Genomic DNA, 13,273 nt, shown 5'->3' with positions numbered 1-13,273 from the left:
GCACGGGGCACGGGGCACGGGGCACGGGGCGCTATGCGCTATGCGGAAGCGTCAGGCCGTCACCCAGATGGCACGGGCGGCGGGGCTGCCCAGGTCGACCGTCGTCTCGGCGCCGCCGCCGGAATCGATCGCGACCGAGATCATGCCGGCGAATTCGCGCCGGGTCAGCACCCGCAGCCGGGAGTCGAGATTGATGCCGACATCGGTGAAGTAGCGCAACATCTCGGGATCGGCGTCGGAGATGCGCGCCACCGTGCCGGTGTCACCGTCGTCGCACGCCCACAGCTGGCGGGCCGGCGGCGTGGGCACCTGCCCGTCGGAGGCCGGGATCGGGTCACCGTGCGGGTCGCGCTGCGGGAACCCCAGCTTCGCGTCGATGCGGGCCACCAGGCGATCGGACACCGCGTGCTCGAGCACCTCGGCCTCGTCGTGCACCTCGTCCCAGGCGTAGCCGAGCTCGTTGACCAGGAAGGTCTCCAACAGCCGATGCCGGCGCACCATCTCCAGCGCCGCCCGTCGCCCCGCTTCGGTCAACGTCACCGCGCCGTACTTCTCGTGGTCGACGAGGCCTTGTTCGGCGAGCTTGCGGATGGACTCCGAGGCCGTGCTGGCCGACACCCCGATCTTCTCGGCCAGCATCTTGGTGCTGACCTTCTGCGGTGCGTCTTTGGGGGACCACTCCTGGGCATTCCAGATGACCTTGAGGTAGTCCTGGCCGACGGCGGTGATCCCGCCACGCTCTTCGTCAGCCCTCACAACCAGAGAGTTTAGGCAACCCACGCCTGATCCGGCGTGTTCCCCGACACCATGGCGGGGCTCAGCACCTCTCCGATCTCCCGGCGGACCATTCGGCGCCGTAGGCTTGCGGGCGTGCAGCGGTGGCGCGGCCAAGACGAGATACCCACGGACTGGGGCCGGTGTGTCCTCACCATCGGTGTGTTCGACGGCGTGCATCGCGGCCACGCCGAGCTGATAGCACACGCGGTGAAGGCGGCGCGGGCCCGCAATGTGCCGACCGTGTTGATGACGTTCGACCCCCATCCGATGGAAGTGGTCTATCCCGGCAGCCATCCCGCGCAACTGACGACGCTGACGCGGCGCGCCGAACTGGTCGAAGAGCTGGGCATCGACGTCTTTTTGGTGATGCCGTTCACGACCGATTTCATGAAGCTCACGCCGGAGCGTTATGTGCACGAGCTGCTGGTGGAGAACCTGCACGTCGTGGAGGTTGTGGTGGGGGAGAACTTCACCTTCGGCAAGAAGGCGGCCGGCAATGTCGAGACCCTGCGGCGCGCGGGCGACCGCTTCGGGTTCGCCGTGGAGTCGATGTCACTGCTGTCCGAGCATCACAGCAACGAGACCGTGACGTTCTCGTCCACCTACATCCGGTCCTGCGTGGACGCCGGCGACATGGTGGCCGCCACCGAGGCGCTGGGCCGCCCGCACCGCGTCGAAGGCGTCGTGGTCCGCGGCCACGGACGCGGCATCGAGTTGGGGTACCCGACCGCCAATGTGGCGCCGCCGATGTACTCGGCCATCCCGGCCGACGGCGTGTACGCCGCGTGGTTCACCGTGCTCGGCCACGGACCGGCCACCGGCACCGTCGTCCCCGGCGAGCGCTACCAGGCGGCGGTGTCCGTCGGCACGAACCCGACCTTCTCCGGGCGCACCCGCACGGTCGAGGCGTTCGTCCTGGACACCACCGCCGACCTCTATGGCCAGCACGTCGCTCTGGATTTCGTCGCCCGCATCCGCGGTCAGGAAAAGTTCGGCTCCGCCGAGGAACTCGTGGTCGCGATGGGCAAGGACACCGACCGGGCTCGGGCGTTGCTGTCCGCGGGCTGATCGGCGGCGCCGTTTGTGACCGGTGGCTGCGCCGCTGCTAAACTGCCGGACGACATCGGCGCGTGCTGCGGTTCGCGGTGGCCGCGCCTTCAACATTCACCTTCGCGGACCGATTGATGGAGATAGTTCGTGGCGCTGACAGCCGAGCAGAAGAAAGAAATCCTGGGCAACTACGGCCTGCATGGCACCGACACCGGTTCGCCCGAGGCGCAGGTCGCACTGCTGACCAAGCGGATCGCCGACCTGACCGAGCACCTGAAGGTGCACAAGCATGACCACCACTCGCGCCGCGGCCTGCTGCTGCTGGTCGGACGCCGGCGCCGGTTGCTCAAGTACGTCGCACAAATCGACGTCGAGCGGTACCGCTCGCTGGTCGAGCGGCTGGGCCTGCGTCGCTGACGCAAGCCGGGTCAGCACCCGCGAATTCCGAGCAATATCGCGGGCAGAGTTCGCCCGTGTAGAGTGAGGACGTTCTGGGCCGGTTCGGCCCGAGCAAACGGTGCGGTCACGCAGATCCGCGTGTGCCGTTCCAGCGTGTCACTACGCACCCCCGAGGGAGCAGCCCAGTCTGCATCGGGCGGTCTTCGGTAGTGGCTGCCGGGCTCTCCGGATCTGGGGCAGGTCGGCCGCTTCGATCGATGGCCGTAGCCGTATTCAGACTCAGCGCCTCCCGCGGGTGACCCGTGGCCGTCAGGCCTGCGGTTCGCGCGTGGCCACGCGAAAAAGCCGAATAAGAGAGGCCGTACGGACGTCTATGTCTGTCGCTGAAATTGAAGAGGGCGTGTTCGAGGCGACCGCCACCATCGACAACGGGAGCTTCGGCACCCGGACCATCCGTTTCGAGACCGGCCGGTTGGCCCAGCAGGCAGCTGGCGCCGTGGTCGCGTACCTCGATGAGGAGAACATGCTGTTGTCGGCGACCACCGCCAGCAAGAGCCCCAAGGAGCACTTCGACTTCTTCCCGCTGACCGTCGATGTCGAGGAGCGAATGTATGCCGCCGGTCGCATCCCCGGTTCGTTCTTCCGTCGCGAGGGTCGTCCCTCCACCGACGCGATCCTGACCTGCCGGCTCATCGACCGGCCGCTGCGCCCGTCGTTCGTCTCCGGGCTGCGCAACGAGATTCAGGTCGTGGTCACGGTCATGAGCCTGGACCCCAACGACCTGTACGACGTGCTGGCGATCAATGCCGCGTCGGCCTCCACCCAGCTGAGCGGCCTGCCGTTCTCAGGTCCGATCGGGGGCGTGCGGGTCGCGCTCATCGACGGTACCTGGGTGGCGTTCCCGACCGTCGAGCAGCTGGAACGGGCCGTGTTCGACATGGTGGTGGCCGGCCGCAAGGTCGAGGGCTCGGATGGTCCCGACGTCGCGATCATGATGGTCGAGGCCGAGGCCACCGACAAGGTCATCGAGCTCGTCGAGGGCGGCGCCCAGGCGCCGACGGAAACCGTTGTGGCCGAGGGACTCGAGGCGGCCAAGCCGTTCATCGCGGTGCTGTGCACCGCGCAGGAGGAGCTGGCCGGCGCCGCCGCCAAGCCCGTCGGCGAGTACCCGACGTTCCCGGACTACCAGGAAGACGTCTACTACTCGGTGGCCTCGGTGGCCACCGACGAGCTGGCCAAGGCGCTGACCATCGGCGGCAAGGCCGAGCGCGACGCGCGCACCGACGAGCTCAAGGCCGAGGTGGCCGCGCGGCTCGCCGACACCTACGAGGGCCGCGAGAAGGAGGTCAGCGCCGCCTACCGGTCACTGACCAAGAAGCTGGTGCGCCAGCGCATCCTGACCGATCACTTCCGCATCGACGGCCGCGGCATCACCGACATCCGCGCGTTGTCGGCCGAGGTCGCCGTGGTGCCGCGGGCGCACGGCAGCGCGCTGTTCCAGCGCGGTGAGACCCAGATCCTGGGCGTGACCACGCTCGACATGGTCAAGATGGCCCAGCAGATCGACTCGCTGGGACCGGAAACCACGAAGCGCTACATGCATCACTACAACTTCCCGCCGTACTCCACCGGCGAGACCGGCCGCGTGGGCTCGCCCAAGCGGCGCGAGATCGGGCACGGGGCGCTCGCCGAGCGTGCGTTGCTTCCGGTGCTGCCCGGCGTCGAGGAGTTCCCGTACGCGATCCGCCAGGTGTCCGAGGCGCTGGGCTCCAACGGCTCGACGTCGATGGGCTCGGTGTGTGCGTCCACCCTGTCGCTGCTGAATGCCGGTGTGCCCCTGAAGGCTCCGGTGGCAGGCATCGCGATGGGCCTGGTCTCCGATGACGTCGAGGTCGATGGCAAGACCGAGCGCCGCTTCGTCACCCTGACCGACATCCTGGGCGCCGAGGATGCCTTCGGCGACATGGACTTCAAGTGCGCCGGCACCAAGGACTTCGTCACCGCGCTGCAGCTGGACACCAAGCTCGACGGCATTCCGTCGCAGGTGCTGGCGGGCGCGCTGGGGCAGGCCAAGGATGCGCGGCTCACCATCCTGGAGGTCATGGCCGAGGCGATCGACGCGCCCGACGAGATGAGCCCGTACGCACCGCGGGTCACCACCATCAAGGTTCCGGTCGACAAGATCGGTGAGGTCATCGGGCCCAAGGGCAAGGTGATCAACGGCATCACCGAGGAGACCGGCGCGCAGATTTCCATCGAGGACGACGGCACCGTGTTCGTCGGCGCGACCGACGGGCCCTCGGCGCAGGCCGCGATCGACCGCATCAATGCCATCGCGAACCCGCAGCTGCCGACGGTCGGCGAACGGTTCCTCGGAACCGTGGTCAAGACAACGGATTTCGGTGCGTTCGTGTCGCTGCTCCCCGGGCGTGACGGCCTGGTGCACATCTCCAAGCTCGGTAAGGGCAAGCGGATCGCCAAGGTCGAGGACGTGGTGAACGTCGGCGACAAGCTGCGCGTCGAGATCGCCGACATCGACAAGCGCGGCAAGATCTCGCTGGTTCTGGTGGAGGAAGACAACGCGGCTCCCGCCGACGCTCCGGCGGCCGCCCCTGCCGATGCCGCAACGGCGAGCAGCTGACTCGTCGACCGGGACTCGTCCCGGTCGGGCCGGCGCCCTGCGCCGGGGCAAGGCCGCTGAGGCGGAATCGGCACCCCAGGCCGCGCTGCGGCGCACGACGCTGCCGGGCGGCCTGCGGGTGGTCACCGAACACCTGCCGTCGGTGCGTTCCGCATCGGTCGGGGTCTGGGTCGGTGTCGGCTCGCGCGACGAGGGTGCCACCGTGGCCGGGGCCGCGCACTTCCTCGAGCATCTGCTGTTCAAAGCGACTCCCGGGCGCACCGCGGTGGACATCGCGCAGGCGATGGATGCCGTCGGCGGAGAGCTGAACGCGTTCACCGCCAAGGAACACACCTGCTACTACGCGCACGTGCTCGACAGCGACCTGGCCCTGGCCGTCGACCTGGTCGCCGACGTGGTGCTCAACGGGTGCTGTGCGGCCAGCGACGTCGAGCTGGAACGCGACGTGGTCCTCGAAGAGATCGCGATGCGCGACGACGACCCCGAGGATGCGCTCGGTGACATGTTCCTGAGCGCGCTCTTCGGTGACCATCCGGTGGGCCGTCCCGTCATCGGCACCGCGCAGTCGGTGGCGTCGATGACGCGAGGCCAGCTGCACTCGTTCCATGTCCGCCGCTACACGCCGGAGCGGATGGTGGTGGCGGTGGCCGGCAATGTCGACCACGACGAGGTGGTCGCGTTGGTGCGCAGGCACTTCGGGCCGCACCTGGTGCGCGGCCGCGAACCCAAGGCGCCGCGCAAGGGTGCCGGGCGGGTCACCGGCCGCCCCCGTCTGGTGCTGGGCAACCGCGACGCCGAGCAGGCGCACGTGTCGTTGGGCGTCCGCACACCCGGGCGCGGCTGGGAGCATCGCTGGGCGCTGTCGGTGCTCAACACCGCCCTGGGCGGCGGCCTGAGCTCGCGGTTGTTCCAGCAGGTTCGAGAGCTGCGCGGGCTGGCCTACTCGGTGTACTCGACGGTGGACGTCTTCGCCGACAGCGGCGCGCTGTCGGTCTATGCCGCCTGCCAACCCGAACGCTTCGCCGAGGTGATGGCGGTGACCCGCGACGTGCTCGAATCGGTGGCGCGCGACGGCATCAGCGAGTCGGAATGCCGCATCGCCAAGGGATCGTTGCGCGGTGGTCTGGTGCTCGGCCTGGAAGATTCGAGCTCGCGGATGAGCCGGCTGGGCCGCAACGAGCTCAACTACGGCAAACACCGCAGCATCGAGCACACCCTGCATCAAATCGATCGGGTGACCGTCGAGGAGGTCAACGCGGTGGCGCACAAGCTACTCGGGCAGCGCTTCGGGGCCGCGGTACTGGGCCCCTATGCCGCCAAACGGTCACTGCCCCAACAACTTCGGGCGATGGTAGGGTAGCTCAAATGTCTGCCCCCACAGTCGCGCCGTGCCGGCGCTCGCCGTCGACGGGCTAGCCGAATGGTACTGGGCTTCTGGGACATCGCGGTGCCCATCGTGGGCGCACCCATGGCCGGCGGGCCCGGGACTCCCGCGCTGGCGGCCGCGGTGTCCAACGCGGGTGGCCTCGGATTCGTTGCCGGCGGGCACCGCAGCGCCGGGCAGCTCGCCGACGACATCGCCGCGGCGCGCGAGGCCACCACCGGCCCGCTCGGGGTGAACCTGTTTGTGCCTCAGCCCAGCGTCGCCGACTGGGTGGCCTTGCACTATTACGCGGCCGAACTCGAAGAAATCGCCGAGCATTACCAGGTGGAGGTCGGTCATCCGCAGCACGGTGACGACGACGAGTGGGAGCAGAAGCTCGAGGTCGTGGCCGACCTTCGGCCCGAACTGGTGTCCTTCACCTTCGGCGTGCCGCCGCCCGACGTGATCAGGCGGCTGGGCGCGCTGGGCCTGCTGGTGATGGTCACCGTGACGTCGGCCTACGAGGCGGGAATAGCGGTCGCGGCCGGCGCGGACAGCCTGGTGGTCCAGGGCCCCGCCGCCGGCGGGCACCGCGGCACCTTCGCGCCGGACATGGAACCCGCCAACGAGTCCCTGCATCAGCTCATCGACCGCATCCGCAACGCGCACGATGTGCCCATCATCGCGGCGGGCGGACTGGGCACCGCCGACGACGTGGGGGCCGCGCTGCGCAGGGGAGCGGTGGCGGCCCAGGTCGGCACCGCGCTGCTGCTCGCGGACGAGGCGGGCACCAACTCCGCACACCGCGTCGCGATGAAGAATCCGCTGTTCGCCACGACCGTTGTCACGCGCGCGTTCTCGGGCCGTTACGCGCGGGGTCTGGAAAACGACTTCACCCGAACGCTCGATCACGTCGCGCCGCTGGGCTACCCCGAGGTCAACCAGATGACGTCGCCGATCCGGGAAGCGGCAGCCGCCATGGAGGATCCCAACGGCATGCCCCTGTGGGCAGGGACGTCGTTCAAGCACGCGTGCGCGGGCGCCGCGGCCGACATCATCGCCAGTCTCGCGGCCACCGCTTAGCCCGCGCCGCTCAGCCCAGAACGGCCGCCGGGTCGGTGAACGGGAGGCCTAGGTCGGTGGCTACCTGCTCGGACAGCAGCCCGCCGTCGTGCGTCGAAAGGCCTTTAGCCAGAGCATGATCCGAGCGGCACGCCGCCCGCCAGCCGCGATCGGCGAGTGCGAGCACGTACGGCATCGTCGCGTTGGTCAGCGCCACCGTCGACGTCTTGGGCACCGCGCTGGGCATGTTCGCCACGCAGTAGAACACAGTGTCGTGTACCGCGAAGGTGGGCTCGTCATGTGTGGTGGGCCGGGAGTCCTCGAAGCAACCACCCTGGTCGATGGAGATGTCCACCAGCACTGCGCCCGATTTCATCTGTGAGACAAGAGGATTCGAGATCAGATTAGGCGCCTTCGCGCCGGGCAGCAACACCGCGCCGATGAGCAGGTCGGCGCGCTTGACGGTGCCCTCCAGGTCGTAGGCCGACGAGTACCGGGTGCGGACCTGGCCGCCGAACTCCGCGTCGAGCAGCCGAAGCTTGTTGATGTTGACATCGAGCACCGTGACCGACGCCCCCATGCCGCCGGCGACCCGGGCCGCGTTGTAACCGGCCGTCCCCGCGCCCACCACCACGACGTCGGCGGGCTTGACCCCGGGCACACCCCCCATCAGGACGCCGCGTCCGCCGTGGGTGCGCATCAGGTGATAGGCGCCCACCTGAGCGGACAGCCGGCCGGCGACCTCGCTCATCGGGGCCAGCAGCGGCAGTGTGCCGTCGCCGGTCTGGACCGTCTCGTAGGCGATCGACGTCGTTCCGGATGCCAACAGCGCCTCGGTGCACGCCCGCGACGCCGCCAGGTGCAGAAAGGTGAACAGGATCTGGTTGCGCCGCAACAGGTCATATTCGGCAGGCACCGGTTCTTTGACCTTGAGCAGCAGGTCCGCGTCGGCCCAGACCTGGTCGGCCGTCTCGGTCAGCTGGGCGCCCGCCGCCTTGAACTCCGAATCGGTGATCGCCGACCCCTCTCCGGCGCCGGCCTGCACAAACACCTCATGGCCGCGGCGGGTCAGCTCCGCGACACCGGCGGGAGTGATGGCGACCCGAAACTCATTGGCCTTGGTCTCGGTGGGTACGCCGACTCGCATGATCGCCCCTAGGTTGCCGGTTCATGTTCAAGTGTGAAGAAACTTCGCGGGAGCCGCAAAGGCTGGCGGTTCGCTGGCTATGATCGGCGAATGACCGACCCGTGCGTGCAGGCCACCGTGCAGATCGACGCCAGGCCCGACGTGGTGTACCGGCTCATCACCGACCTGCCCACGCTGGCCGAACTGGCCGAGGAGGCGGTCGCGATGGAGTGGCGCAAAGGCGACGCGGTGAGCCCCGGTGCGGTGTTCACCGGCCACAACAAGAACGGCAGTCGCAGCTGGAGCACCAAGTGCACGGTGACCGAGGCGGAACCGGGCCGCCGCTTCGCGTTCGACGTGAGGCACACCGTCTTTCCGATCGCCCGCTGGCAATACGACATCGTCGCGGCCGACGGCGGGTGTGAGGTGACCGAAAGCACCTGGGACCGCAGGCCCGGGTGGTTCCGCAAGGTCGCCGGCAGGGCCACCGGCGTCACCGATCGGGCGGCCGCCAACACCGAGCACATCCGGCTCACGCTGCAGCGCCTCAAGCAGCGCGCCGAGACCGAGTAGCGAACAAACCCGCGGGAGTACCGATGACGCGACGCGATCCCGCCGTAGCCGTCGTCGGAGCCGGCATGTCGGGGTTGTGTGTCGCAATTGCCTTGCTGCGCAGCGGGATTACCGATGTGACCATCTACGAGAAGGCCGACGAGGTGGGCGGCACCTGGCGGGACAACACCTACCCGGGCCTGGTCTGCGACATCCCGTCGCGTATCTACCAATACAGCTTCGCCAGGAAACCCGACTGGTCACACCTGTTCTCGCCCGGCGGCGAAATCCAGGCCTACTTCCGGGACATCGCCGACCGCTACGCGCTGCGGGATCGCATCCGGTTCGGCACCGAGATCGTCCACGCGCGTTTCGACGACGGCCGCTGGGTACTGCGCACCGACGCCGGAGAGGAAACAAGGGTCGACTTTTTGATCTCGGCCACCGGCGTGCTGCATCACCCACGAATGCCGTCGATCCCGGGCCTGGATGACTTCGGCGGCAACGTGTTCCACTCCGCGCGCTGGGACCACGGCGTGGACGTGCGGGGTCGCCGCGTCGCGATCGTCGGCAACGGGTCGACGGGCGTCCAGCTGGTGTGCGGGCTGGCCGGGGTGGCCGGCCACGTCGCGCTGTTCCAGCGCACCGCGCAATGGGTGCTGCGCCTGGCGAATCCGCGCTACAGCGGCTTCACCGGAATCACCCGGCGCAAGATGCCGTGGCTGGACAAGCTGGCGTATCGCATCTACAGCCTGGGGTACGACTACTTCGCGGTGGGACTGACCAAGCCGGGCCTGCGCCGAAAGATCATGGCGGCGCTGTGCCGCGCCAGCCTCTGGGAAATCCGCGATCCCGAGTTGCGGCGGTCGCTGACGCCCGACTACACGCCCGCCTGCAAGCGCCTGGTGATGTCGAATGGCTTCTACCGGGCCATGCAGCGCGACGACGTCGAACTGGTGACGGGCGGCATCGACCATGTGGAACGGCGCGGCATCGTCACCGCCGACGGCGTCCTGCACGACGCGGACATCATCGTGCTGGCCACCGGATTCGACACCCACGCGTTTTTCCGGCCGATGGAGCTGATCGGCCGCGACGGCATCCGCGCCAATGACGTCTGGCGCGACGGGCCCCGGGCCTACCAAACCGTGGCGCTGTCCGGCTTTCCCAACTTCTTCATGATGCTCGGGCCGCACAGCCCGGTGGGAAACCTGGCGCTGACGACCGTGGCCGAATCGCAGGCCGACCACATCCTGGGCTGGATCGAGCGCTGGCGCCGCCGCGAATTCGACACGGTGGAGCCGACGGCCGCGGCGACCGAGCGCTTCAACGCGAAGCTGCGCGCCGCGATGCCGAACACCGTGTGGACCACCGGCTGTAACAGCTGGTACCTCAACAAGGACGGCGTGCCCGAGGTGTGGCCCCTCACCCCCGCCGAACACCGCCGCATGCTGGCCAATCCCGACCCCGGCCAGTACGAGTTGCGCCGGCACGTGGCGGCGGGCTGAGAACCGTCACGCAAGAACCCAGTACCGGCGGTTTCGCATATCTGCGTCGCGTACCTATACTTGGGACGCGCCCCGTCCACCGCAAGACCGTGAGCGAGGGCTAAACGCCGAGGTAGGGGGCATGATGCTGACCGTCGACAACCAAGCGGCGGGTCCACACGACGCCTCGCTGGACCACGAGCGGCTGGTGCTCGAGGCCCGCGACGTGGACTTCGACTGGGCGCAGCTGCCGTTCCACTACGTCCCCGGTGAACCGTTTGCGACCCACGTCCTCAACGTGCTGCACCTGCTGCTGCCCGCCGGCGAAGAGTTCTTCGTCGAGGTGTTCAAGCAGACGCTGCCCCTGATCAAGGACGACCAGCTGCGGCTCGACGTGCAGGGCTTCATCGGCCAGGAGGCCGTGCATTCCCAGGCGCACGCGAACGTGCTGGCGCACTTCGCCGCGCGCGACATCGACCTGACCCCCTACACCGGCCAGATCAAGTGGCTCTTCGACAGGCTGCTGGGGCCCCGGCCCGATTGGAGCCAGCGCCGCCGGCAGAGCTGGCTCCTCGAGCAGGTTTCGATCGTCTCCGCCATCGAGCACTACACCGCCATCCTCGGGGAGTGGATCCTCGACTCGCCGGCCCACGACAAGATCGGCACCGATCCGGTGATGCTGGACATGCTGCGCTGGCACGGCGCCGAGGAGGTCGAGCACAAGGCGGTGGCCTTCGACACCATGAAGCATCTGCAGGCCGGTTACTGGCGCCAGGTGCGTGCCCAGCTCGTGGTGACGCCCGCGATGCTGCTCCTGTGGATCCGCGGCGTGCGGTTCATGTACTCGCTGGATCCCCAGCTGCCGCGCCACTCCAAGCCGCGCTGGCGGGACTACTTCTCCGCGGCGCGCCGCGGTTTGGTGCCCGGCCCGATGCGCTTCATCCGGGCGGTCGGCAACTACTACCGGCCAAGCTTCCACCCCTCGCAGCTCGGCGGACTGGAACAAGCCGTCGAATACCTGGCCATCTCACCGGCCGCGCGCGCCTCGCACTGATGAGTATCACATCGACTATCACCGCCAGCGACGGCGTCACGCTGGCCGTGCACCGGTATGCCGACATCGACCCGGCGCGGCCGACCATATTGGCAATTCACGGATTCCCGGACAACCACCATGTCTGGGACGGCGTGGCCCACGAGCTGGCCGGCAAGCCCTACAACGTGGTGGCCTACGACGTGCGCGGGGCCGGTGAATCCACCCGTCCCGCAAAAAGATCCGGATACCTCTTCGCGCAGCTGGTCTCCGACATCGGTGCGGTGATCGACAGCCTTGGTGTGGGCCGGGTGCACCTGCTGGCCCACGACTGGGGGTCGATCCAGGCATGGGCCGCGGTCACCGACGACTCGGTGATGGGCAAAGTCGCTTCGTTCACCTCGATCTCGGGCCCGCACCTGAACTATGCCGGCGCATTCCTGCGCTCGGCGCGCACGCCGCGCGCCGTGGCCCAGGTCATCCGACAAGTGATCGCGTCGGGCTACATCGGCTTCTTCCTGTGCCCGGCCGTGCCGGAACTGTCGTTTCGCTCAAGGGCCGGCGTGAAAGTGATTGAGGCACTTGAGCGCATCGGCCGGTCGAGCACGCGCAGCCAGCACCACGACACCCTGCGCTCGGTCACCGACTATGTCTACGGGCTCAACCTGTACCGGCAGAACATGCCGGCGCCGATGCTGGCCCCGGGACGCCGGCTTCCCGAGACCAAGGTCGCCGTCCAGACTTTGGTGCCGCGCCGCGACCTGTTCGTCACGCCCGCGCTGCAACGATTCACCGGAGCGATTCCGAGCGGCGGCAGGGTGATCGAGATCGAAGGCGGGCACTGGGTGGTGACGTCGCGCCCGGACGTCATCGCCCGGCTGACCGCCGAGTGGGTCGACCGCAACGTCGACGGCGCACCCGGCGCTGGGGCGGCCGAGGTGCGCGGCGAACGGCGCGAGGTGTGCGGCAAACTGGCTCTGGTCACGGGCGCCGGCGCAGGGATCGGCCGGGCCACCGCGGTGGAGCTGGCCCGGCACGGCGCCCGCAAGGTCGTGCTCGCCGATCGTGACCTGGCCGCCGCCAAGGAAACCGCCGACGCCGTGCGCGCCGCGTGCGCCGAGGCGGCCGTCTACCAGGTCGACGTCAGCGACGAGGCCGCCATGAATGACTTTGCGGCGCAAGTGCGCAACGAACACGGGGTGGTCGACATCCTGGTGAACAACGCCGGCATCGGGATGGCGGGCCGCTTCCTGGAGACGAGCTCGGCGAACTGGGAAGCCATCATGGGTGTCAATGTCGGCGGCGTCATCTCGGGCAGCAGGGCGTTCGGGGCGCAGATGGTCGAGCGTGGCGAGGGCGGCACGATCATCAACGTGGCGTCGGCGTCGGCCTACCTGCCGTCGAAGTCGATGGTCGCCTACAGCACCACCAAGGCCGCGGTGCTGGCGCTGAGCGAGTCGTTGCGGGCCGACTTCGCCGACGAGGGGATCAGCGTGACGGCGGTGTGCCCGGGATTCGTCAACACCAACATCGCCAAGAACACGATCTACGCGGGAATGAGCGCGGAGCAGCAGGAGCGGGCGCGGGGCAAAGCCGACGCCGCGTACCGGCGCCGCAACTTCACCCCCGAAGCGACCGCCAAGGCCATTGTCAAGTCCGTCAAGACCGCTCCGGCCGTGTTGCCGATCGCCGCGGAGTCGCGCATCGGCTACGCGATGCGGCGCATCAGTCCCGGAGCGATTCGGCTGTTCGCGCGCTTGGACATTCGGCAGAAGTAGGGGGC

The 13,273-nt window shown here is 68.6% G+C and carries 11 protein-coding genes; 9 read left to right on the top strand and 2 right to left on the bottom strand.

Annotated features, from left to right (window positions below; all coding sequences use genetic code 11):
* Nucleotides 1–51: 51 nt before the first annotated feature.
* Nucleotides 52–756 (bottom strand): manganese-binding transcriptional regulator MntR, encoded by a 705-nt coding sequence (gene mntR, locus AC5Y4H_RS10325; RefSeq protein WP_499981111.1) that lies wholly within the window; start codon nucleotides 754–756, stop codon nucleotides 52–54.
* A gap of 114 nt (nucleotides 757–870) precedes the next feature.
* Here mntR and AC5Y4H_RS10320 point away from each other — a divergent pair, with 114 nt between their 5' ends.
* From AC5Y4H_RS10320 to AC5Y4H_RS10300, 5 genes are all read left to right on the top strand, one after another.
* Nucleotides 871–1,845 (top strand): bifunctional riboflavin kinase/FAD synthetase, encoded by a 975-nt coding sequence (locus tag AC5Y4H_RS10320; RefSeq protein WP_499981109.1) that lies wholly within the window; start codon nucleotides 871–873, stop codon nucleotides 1,843–1,845.
* A gap of 129 nt (nucleotides 1,846–1,974) precedes the next feature.
* Nucleotides 1,975–2,244 carry a 30S ribosomal protein S15 gene (gene rpsO / locus AC5Y4H_RS10315; protein WP_007775081.1) on the top strand — a complete coding sequence of 90 codons (270 nt, stop codon included), beginning with the start codon at nucleotides 1,975–1,977 and terminating at the stop codon, nucleotides 2,242–2,244.
* 355 nt (nucleotides 2,245–2,599) lie between these two features.
* Nucleotides 2,600–4,867, top strand: a complete 2,268-nt coding sequence (locus AC5Y4H_RS10310) for a polyribonucleotide nucleotidyltransferase (RefSeq protein ID WP_499981107.1) — start codon at nucleotides 2,600–2,602, stop codon at nucleotides 4,865–4,867.
* Entirely contained in the window at nucleotides 4,845–6,227 is a 1,383-nt protein-coding gene (locus AC5Y4H_RS10305) for a M16 family metallopeptidase (protein WP_499981104.1), read from the top strand. The genes AC5Y4H_RS10310 and AC5Y4H_RS10305 overlap by 23 nt, the downstream gene beginning before the upstream one ends.
* A 60-nt stretch (nucleotides 6,228–6,287) precedes the next feature.
* Nucleotides 6,288–7,313, top strand: coding sequence for a nitronate monooxygenase (locus AC5Y4H_RS10300; RefSeq protein ID WP_499981101.1), 1,026 nt, complete (start codon nucleotides 6,288–6,290; stop codon nucleotides 7,311–7,313).
* 10 nt (nucleotides 7,314–7,323) lie between these two features.
* Here the strand turns inward: AC5Y4H_RS10300 and ald are convergent, their stop codons facing one another.
* On the bottom strand, nucleotides 7,324–8,439 hold the full coding sequence (gene ald / locus AC5Y4H_RS10295; RefSeq protein ID WP_499981097.1) for an alanine dehydrogenase: 1,116 nt from the start codon (nucleotides 8,437–8,439) through the stop codon (nucleotides 7,324–7,326).
* Between the two features lie 90 nt (nucleotides 8,440–8,529).
* Between ald and AC5Y4H_RS10290 the strand changes: the two genes are divergently transcribed.
* The 4 genes from AC5Y4H_RS10290 (at nucleotide 8,530) to AC5Y4H_RS10275 (ending at nucleotide 13,268) form a co-directional block, all read left to right on the top strand.
* Nucleotides 8,530–8,991 (top strand): SRPBCC family protein, encoded by a 462-nt coding sequence (locus AC5Y4H_RS10290; RefSeq protein WP_499981095.1) that lies wholly within the window; start codon nucleotides 8,530–8,532, stop codon nucleotides 8,989–8,991.
* Between the two features lie 23 nt (nucleotides 8,992–9,014).
* Nucleotides 9,015–10,478, top strand: a complete 1,464-nt coding sequence (locus AC5Y4H_RS10285; RefSeq protein ID WP_499981094.1) for a flavin-containing monooxygenase — start codon at nucleotides 9,015–9,017, stop codon at nucleotides 10,476–10,478.
* Nucleotides 10,479–10,599: 121 nt separating this feature from the next.
* A complete protein-coding gene (locus AC5Y4H_RS10280; RefSeq protein ID WP_499981089.1) occupies nucleotides 10,600–11,511 on the top strand; it encodes a metal-dependent hydrolase in 912 nt (303 codons plus the stop codon).
* Nucleotides 11,511–13,268, top strand: coding sequence for an SDR family oxidoreductase (locus AC5Y4H_RS10275; protein ID WP_499981087.1), 1,758 nt, complete (start codon nucleotides 11,511–11,513; stop codon nucleotides 13,266–13,268). The genes AC5Y4H_RS10280 and AC5Y4H_RS10275 overlap by 1 nt, the downstream gene beginning before the upstream one ends.
* Nucleotides 13,269–13,273: the final 5 nt, after the last annotated feature.

The sequence above is a fragment of the Mycobacterium sp. NGS58 genome (assembly GCF_059812385.1).
Note: the sequence above shows the minus strand (reverse complement) of the source record. Positions and strands in the feature narration are given on the sequence as shown.

What these genes read in the sequence shown, in the direction of transcription:
- AC5Y4H_RS10310 (WP_499981107.1), top strand. Translation starts at nt 2,600, where the DNA reads ATGTCTGTCGCTGAAATTGAAGAGGGCGTGTTCGAGGCGACCGCCACC.
- AC5Y4H_RS10285 (WP_499981094.1), top strand. Translation starts at nt 9,015, where the DNA reads ATGACGCGACGCGATCCCGCCGTAGCCGTCGTCGGAGCCGGCATGTCG.
- AC5Y4H_RS10305 (WP_499981104.1), top strand. Translation starts at nt 4,845, where the DNA reads ATGCCGCAACGGCGAGCAGCTGACTCGTCGACCGGGACTCGTCCCGGT.
- AC5Y4H_RS10275 (WP_499981087.1), top strand. Translation starts at nt 11,511, where the DNA reads ATGAGTATCACATCGACTATCACCGCCAGCGACGGCGTCACGCTGGCC.
- ald (WP_499981097.1), bottom strand. Translation starts at nt 8,439, where the DNA reads ATGCGAGTCGGCGTACCCACCGAGACCAAGGCCAATGAGTTTCGGGTC.
- AC5Y4H_RS10290 (WP_499981095.1), top strand. Translation starts at nt 8,530, where the DNA reads ATGACCGACCCGTGCGTGCAGGCCACCGTGCAGATCGACGCCAGGCCC.
- AC5Y4H_RS10300 (WP_499981101.1), top strand. Translation starts at nt 6,288, where the DNA reads ATGGTACTGGGCTTCTGGGACATCGCGGTGCCCATCGTGGGCGCACCC.
- AC5Y4H_RS10280 (WP_499981089.1), top strand. Translation starts at nt 10,600, where the DNA reads ATGATGCTGACCGTCGACAACCAAGCGGCGGGTCCACACGACGCCTCG.